The sequence below is a fragment of the Gracilibacillus kekensis genome (assembly GCF_900143085.1).
GTDB lineage: Bacteria > Bacillota > Bacilli > Bacillales > Amphibacillaceae > Gracilibacillus > Gracilibacillus kekensis.
Map to the genome: position 1 here is coordinate 82,397 of NZ_FRCZ01000010.1, position 18,845 is coordinate 101,241.

General features: G+C 35.2%; 12 protein-coding genes. All 12 read right to left on the reverse strand.

What is annotated here, in order from left to right:
- Positions 1–323: 323 nt before the first annotated feature.
- The 12 genes from BUC25_RS18070 to glnA all read right to left on the reverse strand — a co-directional run bounded on the left by BUC25_RS18070 (position 324) and on the right by glnA (position 18,217).
- Positions 324–1,586, reverse strand: coding sequence for a hypothetical protein (locus BUC25_RS18070; protein ID WP_073203283.1), 1,263 nt, complete (start codon positions 1,584–1,586; stop codon positions 324–326).
- 30 nt (positions 1,587–1,616) lie between these two features.
- Positions 1,617–2,240, reverse strand: coding sequence for a rhamnogalacturonan acetylesterase (locus tag BUC25_RS18075; RefSeq protein ID WP_073203270.1), 624 nt, complete (start codon positions 2,238–2,240; stop codon positions 1,617–1,619).
- Positions 2,233–2,916, reverse strand: a complete 684-nt coding sequence (locus tag BUC25_RS18080; RefSeq protein ID WP_073203271.1) for a YesL family protein — start codon at positions 2,914–2,916, stop codon at positions 2,233–2,235. The genes BUC25_RS18075 and BUC25_RS18080 overlap by 8 nt, the downstream gene beginning before the upstream one ends.
- A gap of 21 nt (positions 2,917–2,937) precedes the next feature.
- Positions 2,938–5,457 (reverse strand): glycosylhydrolase-like jelly roll fold domain-containing protein, encoded by a 2,520-nt coding sequence (locus BUC25_RS18085; protein WP_084543531.1) that lies wholly within the window; start codon positions 5,455–5,457, stop codon positions 2,938–2,940.
- A 23-nt stretch (positions 5,458–5,480) separates the two neighbouring features.
- Positions 5,481–7,814 (reverse strand): helix-turn-helix domain-containing protein, encoded by a 2,334-nt coding sequence (locus tag BUC25_RS18090; protein ID WP_244535215.1) that lies wholly within the window; start codon positions 7,812–7,814, stop codon positions 5,481–5,483.
- 95 nt (positions 7,815–7,909) lie between these two features.
- Positions 7,910–8,785: a carbohydrate ABC transporter permease gene (locus tag BUC25_RS18095; RefSeq protein WP_073203272.1), complete on the reverse strand. Its 876-nt coding sequence runs from the start codon at positions 8,783–8,785 to the stop codon at positions 7,910–7,912.
- Positions 8,786–8,813: 28 nt separating this feature from the next.
- Entirely contained in the window at positions 8,814–9,764 is a 951-nt protein-coding gene (locus tag BUC25_RS18100) for an ABC transporter permease (RefSeq protein WP_139251865.1), read from the reverse strand.
- Positions 9,765–9,849: 85 nt separating this feature from the next.
- Positions 9,850–11,403, reverse strand: coding sequence for an extracellular solute-binding protein (locus tag BUC25_RS18105; protein WP_084543532.1), 1,554 nt, complete (start codon positions 11,401–11,403; stop codon positions 9,850–9,852).
- A gap of 222 nt (positions 11,404–11,625) precedes the next feature.
- A complete protein-coding gene (locus BUC25_RS18110) occupies positions 11,626–14,193 on the reverse strand; it encodes an exo-rhamnogalacturonan lyase family protein (RefSeq protein ID WP_073203273.1) in 2,568 nt (855 codons plus the stop codon).
- A 427-nt stretch (positions 14,194–14,620) separates the two neighbouring features.
- Positions 14,621–15,511: a diacylglycerol/lipid kinase family protein gene (locus tag BUC25_RS18115; protein WP_084543533.1), complete on the reverse strand. Its 891-nt coding sequence runs from the start codon at positions 15,509–15,511 to the stop codon at positions 14,621–14,623.
- Between the two features lie 18 nt (positions 15,512–15,529).
- Entirely contained in the window at positions 15,530–16,747 is a 1,218-nt protein-coding gene (locus BUC25_RS18120) for an EAL domain-containing protein (RefSeq protein WP_073203274.1), read from the reverse strand.
- 99 nt (positions 16,748–16,846) lie between these two features.
- Entirely contained in the window at positions 16,847–18,217 is a 1,371-nt protein-coding gene (gene glnA / locus BUC25_RS18125) for a type I glutamate--ammonia ligase (RefSeq protein WP_073203275.1), read from the reverse strand.
- Positions 18,218–18,845 lie beyond the last annotated feature (628 nt).

The following is an 18,845-nucleotide window of genomic DNA, read 5'->3' on the forward strand; positions in this document are numbered from 1 at the left end:
AGTGTCCGATAAAAGTATATATCGTCCAAAAGGAGAAGCTTGCAACTGCCCCAGTGTCCGATAATAGCTTAGGCATCCACTTCAACTCCTACGGGATGTTCCCGAAGATCCACTTATAAAGCTCACTTTACTCAAAAGGTTAGCAGTGGAGAATATCCGTTGAAAGAGAAGTGGACAAGCCATAGCGATTGCTATGCACATGCATTAGTTAAAAATTACTACAACATTTGTTGGACAGTATCGTGTTATTACACAATAATGTGTTTGAAATTTGAAAAATAGTTGTGTCTCCGTCTTATATCTATCGCGACTATGTGCTTTAATTAATATTCTCCACCTGGATAGAGTGTGACAGAATAAGCATGTTTATTTTGTTTTAATGGTTCTTTATCTCTTGCAGATAAATCTATGGTATCACTGGCATAAATATACGTAGTACCCTGATCATAGATAATTACTTGTTCTTGACCAGATCCCACTAAATCGCCAAAACTAACATATCCATCTACCGGAAACGTTGTAACTACATTTTGATATCCATCATAAATAGTAGGATTGATACCTCCCCCTCGACGGAACGCTAAAATATAATCCAAAGGATGATCATCCCAATTCTTGAGCGTATCAATAATTGTTAGCCAACCGCCTGTATGCCTGTTTTCTTTCCAAATCTCTTCGCCTTTTTCATTGATTAGAAACATGCCATCTTTACCATTTGAATATTCTGTCCCTCTTATAATTCGATCTAGGCCGGCAATTTGTAAGCCTTGCTCATCATCACGAAACTTTCCTAAACAAATATGTTGTGATTCAATGGAACCCTCATAGCGCCACAATTCCTTACCATTTGAATCATATAAAACGGTAACACTTCCACCTATAACGATTTGATAGTTTTGGCTGTTTGCTTGGACTTTTCCTACCCAGATACAATCAGCGTGATCATCTAACGGTAGGCATGACCACTTTTTTTCTCCATTTGAATCTAAAAAATCATAACCAGCAATCACTTCATCTTTTCCATTCTCATCAAAATCAAAAGGCCATGGAAAATGACCAATGTTACCTTGGTGTGTCCATAATAATTCAAAATCTTTATTTAAAGCCCACATCTGGTGATATCGATCTTTTAAAATAATATCTTGTGGAAAAGCATTGCCTGACAGGTTTGCGATAATGATACAGTCATGTGCTTTATCATCTGGTAGAGAAAATGATTTCTTTTTCTCTCCAGTTTGTCCATTTAGTATAAAAAATTCTTTATTCATTACACAAATAACTTCATTATAACCGTCTCCATCTATATCATAAATTTGTACGGGGTAATCACTTCCAGGTCCTCCTGGTGAGCGATTTGGAGTGCCAACTTGCCACAGGAGGTTTCCTTCTAAATCAAATGCTGTCATTGCCTCTACTTGATGTGGAACATATCGATCATCTATCCCACCATCTGGTTGTACCATTAATAAATCTAATCTCCCGTCACCAGTTAAATCACCGAGAAACATTTTGCAATTTTCCCCCGAAGCGGATAGATCCAGTTTTCGAATTAAGACTGGTTCAACATATCTCTCATGTTTTTTCATTTGTTGCACGTTAACTTTCACTCCTCTATTCTATAAGATGGCATCTAGTTGCAATGCTATTAATTTAGCTATTTGGTCTGCGCCCTTTATTGTAAAATGAGTGCAATCCTCACCATTTGCAGATACCATATAATAATCTTTTGCTTTATCATATCCAATGGATTGCAGATGACGGTTGCTGAGAGTCATTAAATCGATTAATAAAACATTTTCTTCATCTGCCACTTCTTTAATTGCATTGCAATAATCACCAAAATCTTGTAAAAATTCTCCCTTCACATAATGTAATCGAGTGACAGGTGTAACTATTATTGGAATTGCATGCTTTGCACGGGCACCATGGATGTACTGCTTCAAATATTTTTTGAAGTCATTATAAGGCTCTGTAAAACGAGCTGGTCTTTCTTTTGTTGAATCATTATGTCCCATCTGTATGATTAAATAGTCATCTTTTGATATTTCTGCTAATATTTTCACTAATCTTCCTTCTTCTATAAATGTTTTGGAACTCCGCCCTCCTATTGCATGATTTTCAATTTTAAAATTAGAAAGATAGTTAGAAAGGAACTGTCCCCAACCAGCTTGGGGATAGTGTTCTTCGGTATATGTTTGACATGTAGAATCACTTGCAAGAAATATTCTACTCTTATTCATAACTCCATTCCTTTCCGTTCACTTGTTGAGCCTCTTTCTCTTGTTTAACTTCCAATAGACTTTGTTTATATTCGATTTTCGCAAAAGTGATATAAGTAATATACATTACCACCATACTGGTAAGGCTTCCTCCAAACAGAAAAATAAAGATCGGAAATGTTACCCATAAATAATAAAGGGTAAAACACGCTGCTAATACATATAAAGTTCTTAATGGCTGATAAACGGCAATCAATAACGCATTCTTAAAATACATTTTAAATGTGTTTTGATAATGAACATATAGCGGATACAAATAAATAAGCATGATAAAATATAAAAAAGTTATGAATATAAAGAGCGCCTTAAAAAGCATATTGAAAGTAGGATTTTCCAATGAAAAATATTGCAAATTTGTCAGTAGCATTAAGCCTATAATTCCTACAATCCATGTAATGCCATTGGATCGAATAAATTCCTTTTTATACGTTTGCCAGAATAAGTTCGTGGTATTAAGTCCATGTTCACCCATCACCCATTTTCGAAAAACGGTGAACATTGCAACTGTACTAGGACCTAAACCAAAAATAATCAGCCCTATTAACGTAAATAAAACCCACAAAAAATTAACATATAAGAGAAACAAAACTGCTTCACCAAACTGATAAAACTTTCCTATCAAGCTATCACTATTCATATCCTCACCAACCTATTCCGATCATGTAATTTTTAATACTAAAGGCCCTATTAATCCTGATGGGAGCTTCAATTGGTCCATCCGATTGGCACTATTATTAGTGACTTTCACTACTAAAGAATTCAAACCATTCTTTAGATATGCGAGAGGAATCAACAGCTGATATGGTGCCCAAAATATAACATCGATTAATTGATCATTGAGCCAAACCTCTGCTATTTCATATACTTCACCTAAATCTAATTGCACTTTTGACACATTCTCTGAATCAAAGTCAAATTCAAATGGGTAAATGACAGTCCCAGAAAAATCTTTAAATGAAGCTAACTCCACCCAGTTTCTCAATTGATTATCAGACCATTTCAATTCTTTATGTTCACCATTTACAGCAACTCCCGGCTCCCATTTTAATGGTATAGATTTTGATATCATGGATGATTCGTCAAATAATGATGTCGTGCTTTTTATCGGATCCACCGCAATGATCACCGAAGACCTTCTTTCCAACAGTAATAAAAATTCACTATTGTTTTTATCAAGAAAGGCGGGTGCTTGGTTCCTGCCAGACCATGGATCCCAAAGCTCTACCCTTCCATTTATCGCTAATTGAACGCTATCATGAAAAGAAGATTCGCCTTCGTTTACTAGTAAGAAGAAAAAATAATTACCTTTTTTAACAAGACTTGCACGAATATCTTTATTAGGAGTTGCTAGCCTTATCGGATGGTGTATTTTAACTTGTTCAACAATTTTGTCGGATGTCGAAATATGCACAGCACCTGGAAAACTGTCCATGTTTTGTCCAACAATAAAAAGTTGACCTCCTTGGTTCACCCATGCATCTAACTTTTGCCTTACGATTGGATGTAACTCATCTACACTTAATTGATCGAGAATTGCAATCTGATATTGATTTTCTGCGATGGATAAGTATTGATCAACCGATACCAAATCATCGACAAATGTCTTCTCATGAAGATAGTTAAATTCAATCTGATGCTGAAAAAGTTCCTTCGCTACATGCCAGGGTAATTGATCATCTTTCGTGATAATCGCTACTTTTGCTTGATTTACACTATCTGTCATTAACCAGCTTAATCGTTTCATATAGGTGCTAAAATAGCGATAATACGGCCACCAAGTATTGTTCGGCCCTACATCTGGTGGACGTTCATGACTTCTTTCTTTTCCGTTAATGGAATAATAAAAGGCATGCGGGCAAAATAAATTTACACCTCTTACTGCTAACCAATCAATATACCATTTCATATCACCAGCTGATAGATTCCAATTATTATCAATGCCGCAAACACCTAGAAATTCATTGATGTTTCTTCGTCGTTGATAATGTCTGGCAGCGTCTGCTCCACATTTACCTGCAGTAGAATGTACACCCTCAATTCCTTTGTTATCTTCAGGAGCCACCCAACGCCACACAACATCTTGACCAGGAATATGAAAGGGTCTTAACAATCCAATATCGTCACTTCCCGCAGGATGTCCCGTTAATGACAAGTTATTTTGCTCACACCATTCACTAATCGGGTTGTAATAACTTTCGAGTAAACGTTTATGTATCGCCTTTTGATAACCTTTTCTTATATCTATAGTAGAAGGGCCAACATCGTAAAATAATGCCAGCAAATCTTCGATGTGAAAGCCTTCTGCCAGAAAATCATTTTCAAATCCTTTTGTCCATGGTAGTAAATCTGCTTTAGCATTTCTTCCTAACATATCTGGTTCATCTGTAAACATTGCAAAAATCGTATTTCCGAAATAATTACCGACCACTTCTTTGTATCGGTTGTGTGTAATATTAATAAACAATTGAACTGCTTCTGGATTTAATAAATCAGCAGAACGAGGTGCATTTATTTCTCCATCATCCTGTTTGGAATGAATCCCTCTAATGGTTCCCATCGTTTCGGTTTCTATCAATGCAATAATCGACCAATTGTCTCTGGCACGATTACCACGTTGAAAGAAATCCTCAATAATAGCTTCCTCTACTGTTATTGTTACATCTCTTTCGTTTATTTTATGTTGAATGATGCCAATATTTAAAGGATATAAAGTAGTGACACTTTCTACAGCAATTTCATCTTTTACCGTAGGTGCTAAGTATAATGCTACTAAGCGATCCGTTACACCTAATGTAATGTTTTGATTTCCTCGAACAACCTCTTTTTCGATTGATTTTAAACCTTTACTTGCATATTCAGGATATTTCTCCACCACTTTTCCATTAGCTGCGCCAGACGGGTACATTGCCTCATCATACAAAATAACATGCATGCTCAATTTATCTGCTTCTGCTACAGCAAAACGAATGTATTCCATAAATGTATCTGATAAATATTCAATATCTTCTGGAATCCCGATTCTAGGATGTAATACAAAGCCTTCTACACCTTTTTGATAAAAATCATGAATTTGACTTTTTATTTCTCCCTTTGATAACAGATCATTCCAAAACCAAAATGGCATTGGTGAATATTCTGAATCAGGTTCTAAAAAATGTTGATACAATTCTTGATTCAAGCTAATTCCCCCCTTAACATTCTCTAAGAACTGTTTGATTTCATTTTTCTAAATTGACTTGGTGGCACACCTATTTGTTTTTTAAAGATACGATTAAAGTAGCTATGACGATAACCAACACTTTCAGCAATTTCATTAATTTTTAAGTTAGTAGAGAGTAGTAATTCTTTTGCATGATCAATACGTACAGTGGTGAGATAATCTATAAAATTAATTGCTAACACTTTTTTAAAGGCTTTACTTAAGGTGTAAGCAGTCGTACCTACATGATCCGCACAGCTTTCCAAAGAAATATCTTCCATGTAATGATCCTGAATATATTGGACTACTTCATCCACAAGCTGTTTCATTTCCAAATTCATATTATTTTCAATAAAAGTTATATATGGTGTAATCACCTGATCAACCATCCACCTGATAATCCATTCTCTATCTCTGATTTGGGATAACTCTTCATACATATTACGACCTTTATATAAAACCGTTGGATCCATCCCAGCGTGAAGTATTTCATGTTGAATCGTACTATATAACTGCATGATACTTGTCTGAACATTTACTTCTTTTCCGCCATTTTCAATTAAATAATGAAAGAACTGACGAATAAATGCTTCAGCTTCATTTATTCTTCCTCTTCTTACACATTGAATAATCTCTTTTTCAATTTCGAAAGGATAGTATACTTGTTGCTCTGCTCGAATGTCTGTTACATCATTGAGATGAATAATTTGATTCTGATTTTCAAATTCACGGTAGCGTTTTCCTCTTTCAATTTCCTCAAATAGATAATTGATTTGTTTGACTTGATCTGTCTTAGAGCTAATGGTGATTGTTACTTTTAATCCTAATACTTGATTGATCGCCGTAGTTATTTGTTCTGCCAAAGTATGTAAAGATGGAGGCAAATTACTTGTTTCGCTTGGAACAATAAAAAATATTCCGGCAGATAGATCATAATGATTTAAAACCGTGTATTGTTGAAATAACTCTTTTGTTAAATCTTCCGCTATATTTGCCATCGCAAATGTAACTAAACTATCATCCTCTTCTTTCATCCTGGTAGCTTGATACCTGCCAGTTAGCTGGATATCTAACAGGATAAATGTATGGTCCTTTATGATCCAACCATAGTTTTCCATTCTCTTTCTTAAAGAATCTTCACTGTAATCATATAAATAACCTTTGGTAAGCTGTACTAAAAAATTTTGCCTAAGTTGAGGTATTTGTTGAGATAATCGCTTCTCCAAATGTTCTCTCTCATTCGATAATGCTGAAAAGCGTTCTTGAATTTCTTCAAATTCATCTTTCCTGGCGTTACCGTTTCGTTTATGCTCATAAGATAGCGTAGTAACTAAATGTTTCACAGGTCGATACAAACGATTAGAAGCAAACCAAGTCATTAAAAATGCTAGTAACAATAAAGATAGACTGGCAATTAAGATCACTTTGGATATCGTTACAATTGGTGATGTAATAGCAGATATTGGAGCCGCTGATACATACGTCCACTTCGATCCGATACGATCAAACTGACCATAAGAAACGGAATATGTTTTATCCTGCCAATCCATCTGAAACGTATTACGGTTGCTCGTATCTGATTGCAAGGAAAGATTAATGTTATTTAATAATCCATCTGTTTGATGATTGGATGTCGATAGCAGCACTTCATTATTTTCATTTAATAATAAGGTTACACCATCACTATATGGTGTTAATGTTTCTAATATACTCGCTAAGTTCATTTTATCGATGGTCACGATAATAGCTCCGAACGGATTATTTACAATTCCAGGAATTTGATGTGTAATGCTTATTTCATTCTGGTATTGTTCTAAATTCGTAAATTGTTCAGGTTGTTGCCAAGTAACGTTTTTATCTAATCCTAATAAACTTTGAAAACCATTTTGGATATTCTGGTCATCTATTTCATTTAAATAGGGCGACATTAAAACTGGTTTATTGCGGTCAATAAACAAACTAACATCTTTTATTAATGGGTGACTCCCTTGAAGCACTAATAGCTTTTGCTTTAAATCTCTTGTTTCTTGAAATTCCTTTATAAAATCCATGTTCAATAACTGCGAATTGAAGCTCGGCTCGAAAGCCCAATACGTTAATGATTCTTCTAAATAATTAAATTGTTCATCTAAATTTTCTGCGCGTGCCGTAATCTCATCTGCATGTACTTTTCGAAGCTCATTTTCTGTTGATTGCAACCCAAAAATATAGATCCCAATACCTGATATAATTCCAGGGATAGATGTAATAAAAAGTATAAGTAAAAAACTTTTGCGGAAATACATACTATTCCAACGATTACTAAACCAATTTTTACCTATTTGCAAATATTCCAAGATGAATTCACTCCTCACTACACCTATAATACCACAACGATGAAAGCGTTATCACTAGCAGAAATTGTTAATGTAAAAAGCTAAACATTTGAAGTTTAACCTTTCACAGACCCTAACAAAATACCTTTTGCAAAGTGTTTTTGTAAAAACGGATAAAATATTAGTATAGGAATCGTTGCTACTACCACTACCGCCATTTTCAGAGATTCTTCCGGAGGGTCTTGCAACATAACATCCATTTCACCAAAGTCAACGTTTGCTACCATCATTAATTGTTGCAGTAGTAGTTGAACCGGCCATTTCGCATTATCACTAATATAGAGTAATGCATTAAAGAAATCATTCCAATAAAACACCGCATAAAACAATGTAAAGGTTGCGATAACTGGTTTAGATAATGGAATCACAATGCGCCAAAAAACCCCCATATCCGAACAGCCATCAATTCTCGCTGCCTCTTCTAATTCTGTCGGTAAATTTTGAAAGAAGCTTTTAACGATTATCAAATAAAATGGATTTATCGCCACTGGTAATATTAATGCCCATAATGAATCCAGTAAACCAAGGCTTCTTACCACCATATAAGTGGGTATCATCCCACCATTAAATACCATGGTAAATACAACTAAATTAAGAATAAGATTCCGTCCTAATAAGTGGTGTCTTGATAATGGATATGCCATTGTCATTGTTAGTAATAAACTGACAACTGTACCTAATACAGTTACAAGTACAGATACTCCAATACTTCGTATAAATGTGTTCGTTGAAAAAATATATTCATATGCTGCTAATGTAATTGTTTCAGGTACAAGGAAAAAAGGTCTTGCCGCGATTTCTGCCTCAGTTGCAAAAGATGCAGCGATCACATATACAAACGGAATAAACGTTGATAACCCTAATAATAATAAAGAAATATGATTAAATACATCAAACACACGTCCCATTGATGTATTGTGCATTTTGTGCATAGGATCTCCCCCTTACAAAATTTTTCAGTTAAAATAAACCTGTTTGACCCATTTTTTTTGCTAAATAATCAGCACCATAAATTAGAATAATACCGACAATGGCTTTAAATAGACCAACAGCTGTACTGTAACTAAACATCCCCTGGGTAATCCCAACGAAATATACATATGTATCAAATACATCTGCCACACTTCTATTTAAAGAGTTTGTCATTAAGAATATTTGCTGGAAACCTTGATCCAGGAAATTACCTAAGCGCAAAATTAATAAAATCACGATCGTACTGCGAAGTGCAGGTAGCGTTACATGCCACATTCTTCTGAATCTTCCAGCTCCATCCATGATGGCTGCTTCATATTGTTCAGCACTAACACTAGCTAATGCAGCTAAAAAAATTACAGTGCCCCATCCTGTTTCTTTCCATATTACCTGGGCAATAATCATTGGCCGAAAATAATCTGGATTGGATAAGAAATTTATTTTTTCACCAGTAAAAAATTCCACGGCCGCGTTAATCGCTCCACCACTAGTCGTAAGAAATATATACGTAATACTCGCAATGATTACCCATGACATAAAGTGAGGTACGTACACTAATGTTTGAATGGTTCTTTTAAAGTATTGTCTCCGTAGTTCATTTAACAGTAATGCGACTATAATAGGTGCAGGAAAAAAGAATACTAAGTCATAAAGAGCCAAGATTAAAGTGTTACGTAGTAATCTAAAAAAATCCGGATTCTGAAAAAAGTTCAAAAAATGTTCTGCTCCGACCCATTCACTCTCCCAAAAACCTCGAAATGGTGAATAATCCTGAAAGGCTATTAACACACCCCACATTGGTAGGTATTTGAATAAAATAAAGTAAAGCGCGCCTGGAATCAGTAAGAAATAAAGCCATTTATCCCGTAATAATTGTTGCATTTTTGTAAGTTGTGTTGTGGATACAACTGCCTCATTTTTCACTTTTTTTGATTTCATGCTCATTTGTGCCAATTTTTTCCCCCCTTAAATATGAGGATATCTGTTACATTTAGTAACAGATATCCTATTAGATACTGTTTATTTATTGAGATTCTTGATATAGCTGATTAATTTCTTCGATATACTCTTTACCTCCAGAGTTCATCCATAATTGTTCGGCTTCCTCTAAACCAGCTTCATCAATTTGACCGACAATATATTGCACTCTTGCATCTAATATAATGTTATCTAGTTGCTGACCTTGACGGCTGTAAACTTCAGATACTAGAGGTTCTGCTGGATTACCAACCACAATTTCTTCATTTTCTGCAAGTACCTCTTCTTCTTTTTTGGTTAAATCATCTACCGGTTCTGTTAAATAACGATCTTCTGGTACAAACATTAACAACTGATTTAAATCTTCATATTCGTAAATCAAAGCTTGATCCGTAGTCGGTACAAATTCTCCATCTTTCATTTCATAATGGGTACCTTCCACACCATTATAACCAAGCTTTTGTCCTTCTTCTGTATTCATATCATCCATAAACTGCAATACTTTATGCAATTCCTCTTCTGTTTCTACAGCTGTTGTTGAGATGGCATACATCATATTATAACCAGATGTCGGAAGGTGATGAAGTCCGTTTGGCCCCTCAACAGCACCAAATACATCGACAGAACCCTCTAAGGAAGGATCAGCTTCTACCATTTTATCTCGGTTACGACTTGCTGCATCAGCTACGTCCACTACAGTACCAGCTTCACCATTAACATACGCGTCATGCCATTTAGCTGGATCCATAACAGCAAAATCATCGTTTACTAAACCGTCATCGTACATACGCTTGAAATAATCTAGTGCTTCTTTATATGCGGGATCTTGGAAATAAGGATACAATGTTCCATCCTCATTTTCTCCCCATTTATTCGGAACACCAAACCATGTCTGCATAATATCCCATGGACCAGGATATTCAGAGACTATTGTTCCTAACGTATCGTCTTGACCGTTACCATCTGGATCATCGTGTGTAAAGGCATACATTACATCATAAAACTCTTCGGTCGTTGTAGGTGTTTCCATCCCTAAATTGTCTAACCAATCTTGTCTGATCGATACAGCCATCCGTCCTAACGGTCTCGCACGATACAACCCGTAAATTTTTCCATCAATTGAAATATTATTTTTAACGATATCATTCATTTGACTTAAATTTTCATAATCGTCTAAGTAATCGGTTAAATCCCAAAATGCACCATCATTTACCGCATTAATGAAACTTGATGTCTTATTCGTTAGTATCATGGATGGTAAATCGCCTGACGCTAACGTAATATTAAAACGTTCATCATAATTACTACTAGGCACATAAGTAATGTCTAATTCTGTGTTAGTGAAATCCTCAATTGCTTGCCAAGCTGGGCTTTCAGGTGTTGGTGGCTCAGGTGTATAAGCATTGGTCATAATCGAGATTTCATAAGGTTCTTCTGAATCCCCACTAGCTTCTCCACCATCTGATTCCGTTTCTGATGAACTATCATTACCGTTACCTTCCGAAGAACTACTGGAATCACTGTCATCGCTACAAGCTGCTAACATAACACTGAATAATAATGTGAATAATAACAATAGAAGACTTTTACTTTTTTCCAATTCTAATTCCTCCCCTTTTTTTCATTACATGAAGATTCATTACAAACTTCTTGTGTTACTTCACCTCCAAATTTTTCTCGTTACTTTTATTTAATTCGTAACGGCATACACTCAATATAAAACGCTTACATTTTTCTATCAATATTCATTTTTTGTCATCTGAATTTAATACCTTGCAAATCCTGATGTAAAGCAATTTAACCTATTTTATTATCACTTTTTTTATTGTTTATCACTTTCTTGCACTTCACTGTTTGGCAGGTGATTTCTGATTAACTTTAAACACATCATCACATTAATACACCATTGAGACATACCATTAGTTGAGATGTTTTCACTTTCTAAAATTGTTTTCCAACTATCGATTTCTTGTATTTTCAAATCAAAAAGAGGGTCCTTTAATAAAATTTCCCATGCTTTTGCTGCTAAACTTTCGTCCTGATAATACCATGCCGCATAAGCTGTCAAACCTGTAGCAAACATTGGCCAGGCAAACATTGATTTTTGCAACTTACCATTTGTACGTTCTTTCATCTCCTCGTCAGTCAAATGATAAAATGCGCCAAAGTCCGCAACCATTTTTCTCCATGTTTCATCTTCTAACATTGTGTCTAATTCCAACCATATCTGTGGAGCTCCAAACGCAATCACCATATGATAATCACCGAGGGTACCATCTTCCATATGAATTAATTTGCGATTGTCTTTTTGATAATAAAAAACTGGTCCAGATAATAATTGATAAGGGGCATCTTGTACATCTTTGATTGTATTTTGAATATATCTTTGATAGTTAGTTGACTGATTTTTTTCCCATTGATAAATCCAATTGGATAAAAAAGCAGCCCAGTCAGGCCCCACTCGTATCGGTGTTAATTCTCCTTTTTTATCATAAAATTCTCGCATAGGTGGTAATTCATCTATTTTTTGGTCGATATCCTTAACCTCGTGAATAGTTTCTTCCACCCGTTCATCACCGGTTAGATAATAGTAATATTTATGAAGGCTTGCCATGCTTATTCTTGCCTCTTTACAACCACATCCCCAATGATTGACATTGTGACGGGAGCCAAAACCTTGATATTTCCCTAAATGATATTGATCTACTTCACTCGTATGCCTTGTCATTGCTTCAGCCACTGTAAAAAGTTGTTCGGATGGTTTTCGCATAAAACTAAACCAAAGCCACAGATTAGGTACAAGCTCGGTATTTTGCCAGGCATAGCCACCTACATCGTATAACCATTGATGTCTTACAGTATCATAACTATGCATTATATCTCCGTAATCCCAAAAACCATACCAATTACGTTGTTCTATTTCATTTAGATAAAAAGTAATGGCGTTGTCAAGTGCCTTCTCTAGTTTAACCTCAACCGGATGCTCCCATTTAGGTGCACTGAAAGACCCACATGCTTTCGTTTCCTCGTAATATTCAGGATCACAATGTAGTAAGTGATAGTTCTGATGCATATGTAAATAAAAATCTAACTCTTTATTAGTGGGCTGTTCAGTAAAAAGACTGATAGCACCTTCACTTGTATTCGCAATTCCTGTAGCTGTTGCTCTTAATTCATCAAATCCTTCGTATGCACTTTCCACATGTGTTTGATCTGTATAGTGTTCAAGATTCATTGCATTTGCTTGATTCGACCAAAACCATACAAGACAATCATTCTTATCTTTTGATAAATTTTTCACATTGATTGACGATGGATGCTTCTGCCAAAAATCTTTTAAACTGAAAAGAACTCCACCATTCTCCCCACTGATAAACACCCCACCACGTGCTCGATCACCAATAATTGTTCGAATATATCTACTCGTACGTCCGGTACTTTTTAAAACCTGATATTGATTTTCGTTCAATTGCAGCAACTGATAATGATCCCATATAGCATTTTTAGTCGCCTGATTAATTACTTCTTGATTTTCTTTGTTTTCTTTCACAACTTTACCATTTATCTGTGCTGCATAAGATTGGTGCCTTCTATATTTTCTAGATAATAAAAGTTGACTGGCTTCATTATACCAGCCTGTTTCGGTTGCGACACTTATATGCTTATTGTATGTTTTCCCAGTTAGCACACTGGAAAACTTTGTGCCAATTCCTTTAATGCGCAGCTTATCTGTCAGATGTTCATCAATATAAAAGGTATGTACATATCGAACAAAGCGCTGTTCGTGATAAAAATATACTCTTAAAATAAAGGGTACAATTTCCTTTCCATCAACTTGATGAACCCCTGATAACTTGATCATTGATTTCAATTGACCATTTTCTTCTATTGAGACATCATTAATTTTACTATACCCAACTTTCTGACGAGTCCAATTTCCTCCATTTATTTGATGTTGTTCTTCTAATGCTAAGATCAAAGTTCCCTTCTCAATCAGTTTCACTTGATCGATTGAAATATGTTGAATCCAATCCTCTCCATTCTTAGGAATAAAACATGTTAAACTTCCAGCCCTTACTTGCCATCCATTACTTTCTTCCGTAATAAAAGTTGATTTCTTCAATTCCAACGGGGTGTTCTGTATCGTTAAAGTTAAATCCTTCAATGATTGATAAGGTATATTCGCACTGTATTTTGACCATTTTACGGAACCATCTGGCCAAAATGCCAAATTTTTTGATTGAATTTCCAATTGTTGATCTTTATCGTTTTCAAGTACAACATCGCTACTATCCTTTAAATCTCCTTTTTTCCATGGGACGCCCCAAGTTATTGGAATCGCTTCCTGTACATCTGTCAATGTGTCATAAAAAAGCGGATATAGTTTCATTTAACTCTTCCTTTCTAATATTCTGATGAATTTGCCACTTCGAATAGTGGTTAATACCAACTATAAATATTTTAAAATTTCCTTCAATGGTACTTTTTTGCAGGTTGTTTAAAGTGAAACTTCAAGCAGTGGGAGTTTTTACTGTCATTGCTTGTTATATCCTGGAGTCAGCGTCCGTTCATCTCACTTGTAATGGGGGATATTACGAATGTTAAAGAAGTGATTATTAAAGGTAAAAGCAGAATATCTCGCAAAAAAAATACCCCCAAAAAGATTATTTTAATAACCACTTTTGGAGGTAGTACATTTCTTAGAATGGTCTAAGTTTCTAATATCAGATTAACGTTACCAACAACTTTTACAGCACATCGTTTTACAGCTGGTTGGTTTCTAAATAAAAGCAGAGACTATCGCAATATCATCTACATTAATTATCCTGAGAAATAATTGTTAAATGTTTTTCTAATACAGACATGTGCAATGGTGTGGAAAAGCCTTCATCACCATCAACGTTAGCTACTTTATCAGGAGTACTTTCTATATTTAAATTCTTCGTCTTCCAGTATTCTATTTGGGGTTGATCTTTTAGCTGGCCATTCACTAAATTTTTGAGCATAGCGATGCTTTCTAAATTAGTTATTTCTTTGAATGCAAACACATGCAAATAGCCATCGTCCACTTCTGCTTCACTTATAGCATTTTTTAATCCTCCAAAAGCATCCGTTAATGCGACAAGTACTAACATGACATTTAACTGTACATCAGTCTCCTCTGTAGCTATCGTGACGGAAAATAAATCTTTTTCAGAGAATTTTTTAAGCCCTTCAATTAGATATGCTAAAGAACCTAATTTTGATTTTTGTTCGGCCGTTACTTGATAAGTAGCTTCTGCTATCGCCCCAATATTGACAAGATTCATAAAATAGCTATCATTTATTTTTCCTAAATCTACTTGTTTCTTTTTAGAATTCTTTATCAATTCGATTGCTTGTTGTGGTTTTAAGGGAAGCTCAAGTGCCTTAGCAAAATTATTCACAGTGCCAAGTGGAATAATATGCAAGGAGGGACGCACTTCTTTTTCTGCAATACCATTAATAACCTCATTTATGGTACCATCGCCACCCATTATCGTTATTAAATCGAAATGATCGTCACTTGCCTTTGTTGCAAAGTTTAAAGCATCACCTTCTTTAGACGTTTCCTTTAGTTTAACTATATAACCTTGTTCTACTAGGATGGTGTAAACATTTTGTTTAAATTGGACGCTTTTCTCTGTACCTGAACTTGGATTGACTATTATCATTGCGCGCTGCTTCACAACCTGCTCCTCCTCTTTTTACCACAATAAGTCTTGATGCTCATCTAAATACATCGGTGATATATCCATAAATAAATAGAGAGAATCATCTAGTGGATAAGAAAATGTTCTTATTCGTTCACCTGTTTCAATATCGTTATATATGTCAGACAAAATACCTGTTTTTTCTTCTTTCATACGGATAACATTTTCAATGAAATACGGTCGCCAACTCCAATTTTTACCTTTAGCTGTAATATCCCATTTCCATTCATTGGACATATGGAGAAAGTTGACCGTTTTTTGAAACCCATCTTCATCAGTTACATATATTCTAAAGAAGATGTGTTCCATCTCTTTTGCCAACATATTTATTAATTCATCTAAACTTCGATTCTTTTTCATTTGTTTCCATTTATCTTGTATTTGATGATCTAAACTAGTGGCTAATTGAAATTTAGCAGTTAGTTTTTGTCTTTCTACCTTTATATATTGTTGGATATCTTTGCGGAAACGGTCCTTTAGTATGTCGATTTCCACAAACTGATTGGAAGTAGGATATAAAAAGTCACCTTGATAATAACGACCATGATTTCTCCATGCATAATGAAAATGATAGTTGGAAGAAATCCCATTAAACAGTAATTCCGCCCCTAACTTTCGCGCGAGTAAGGATAGAGAATAGATAATACTATGATAACTAATGGACATAGACTCATTTTGGAGAGACTGAAGATTTACTTTTAATATATCTGGTTCCATTAAACTAATTTGGTCTAGGTTACTGGAACCTGTTCCTAGATCATCAATAGCAATTTTGACTCCTAATGTTTTTAAGTATTTTAATGTATGTGTAAAAAGTTCTATGTCACTTCGAAATTGATGTTCCGTAATCTCAATCACGATCTTTGATAAATCTAGTCCCTCTTTTTGGTAACTTAAGAGGTGATTTAGAAATTGATCTTCTTTATCTGTTTCAAAGTAATTAGCATGGACATTTAAGTATAAAGAGACTTGTATATTTTCATCTAAATATTTTTTAAAAGCCAAATCTTGTATTCTTTGATCCATTTCCATCTTAAAGTCATCAGGAACGGAAGAATCGTGAAAAAATGATCCTAGACTTATTAATTGTTTATCCATTTCTAACTTACCTAAAACCTCATATCCTACTATTTCATGACTATCCGCACTAAATATCGCTTGAAAATATGGCTTTATTTTATCCACGTGTATCATAACATCTAATGGATCCATCACCATTCTCCTCTCCGTTATGTTAATTGTAACTGTCGCCAGAATTTTAATCAAAAAAAATAGTCTGAATTCTACTGGAATTCAGACATCTATTCTTGATTAGAATTTTGCTTGATAGCGATCTAATTCCCATTCCGTTACGGCAATACGATAACTATCCCACTCCTCTTGTTTTAATGAAAGATATTCATTTAAAGCATAGTCTCCAAGTACTTTTTTGCCAATCTCACCTGAAGCTAAAGCCTGAATTGACTCACCTAAAGTTGTTGGTAGATTATCGATGTGTCGCTCTTCTCTTTCTTGATCACTCATACTGAAGATATCATCTACTGTTTCTTCAGGAGCTTTTAGAGATTTTTCTACTCCATCTATACCAGCAGCTGCAATACTAGCAAACGCATAATAAGGATTCGCGGATGGATCTGGACAACGAATTTCCACTCGTGTTCCAACACCACGAGTTGCTGGTATACGGACTAACGCCGAACGGTTGGAAGCAGACCATGCTATATAACAAGGTGCCTCATATCCTGGAACTAGTCGTTTATACGAGTTCACTAATGGGTTGGTAAATGCTGCAAATGATGATACATGGTTTAATAGACCTGCGATAAACGAGTAAGCCGTCTCAGATAATTCACGTGAATCAGATTCATCATAGAAAGCATTTTTTCCAGCCTTTTCATCGAACAGTGACATGTTGACATGCATACCATTGCCATTTTCACCAAAAACAGGTTTGGGCATAAAGGTTGCTCTCAAACCAAATTGCTGTGCCACAGTTTTCACAACCCATTTAAACGTTGTTGCATTATCTGCAGTTGTTAAGGCATCATCAAACTTAAAGTTAATTTCGTGCTGGCCTTGTGCTACTTCGTGGTGAGAAGCTTCAATGGTAAAGCCCATTTTTTTCAACGTTTTGTAGATTTCCAGACGAACTCTTTCTCCTAAGTCATATGGAGAAGGTTCAAAATATCCCCCTTGATCATGCACTTGTTGGGTTGGTTGTCCTTTATCATCTGCTTCAAATAAGAAAAATTCTAACTCTGGTCCGACATTGATGGAATATCCTTTTTCTTTTGCTTCAGCAACAGTGTTTTTCAGAATATTTCGCGGATCCCCTTCAAACAATGTACCATCTGGATTTGTTACACTGCATAAAAAACGTGCTTCTGAGTAACCTTCTTCTTCTGTCCATGGTAATACAGCAAATGTGCTTAAATCTGGTAACAAATATAAGTCCGATTTATTGATCGGTGTAAAGCCTGTAATAGATGAACCATCAAACATTGTTTTTCCTTCTACTACGTCATTTATTTGTTCTGCTGTCACTGATACTTGCTTTAGCGTCCCTTCAATATCTACAAATTGCAAATGTAGTAGTTCTACATGTTTTGTTTTGATTTCCTCTCTAATTGATTCCAGTTGTGAAACAGTGTCTACCGTTTTTTCTGCTGTTAAAGTTGTCATCTTACATTTCCCCTTTTCCATGTCAATATTATTAACATCTCTTGTTATTAACTATCCTACAATTTACTTCTACATATCGTCATTTATATTGTTAGATAATCTGACAAACTTTTTGTTAAATTTCATTTTCAAAAAGGATTTCACATCTGACAAGAATCAGGTTAATATACGAAGATGAACAGTATACGGATACTGTGCAACAAATAATGTAGTAATTTTGAAATTTTTTTAACTGGTTAACATCCGCTCCGGCTGCCCACTTCCCTTTCCGTGGGGTTTTTCCTTCAGCTAACTTTTTTAAGCAAAGAACGCTAAAAAAAGTGGATCTTCAGGTAAAACGTTCCCACAGGAGTGAAAGTGGGCGGCCTGCGCTAATATAATGGTTCTACAACTATTGTGACAGTTAACATTTTGAGCCTGTTACTCCAATAAACGAATTTTTCACATGAAAGTAATATCATAATGCAACCTCATGCTAGCGTTGTATAATATCAAATTAGCGCAGGCGTCCACTTCGACTCCTGAGGGATTAGCATGATCTGAAGATCCACTTTGACAAGTGTTTTTCTTTTCAAAGTTAGCTGAAGAGCATGCCCCTCGGAAAGCGAAGTGGGCAAGCCGTAGCGGT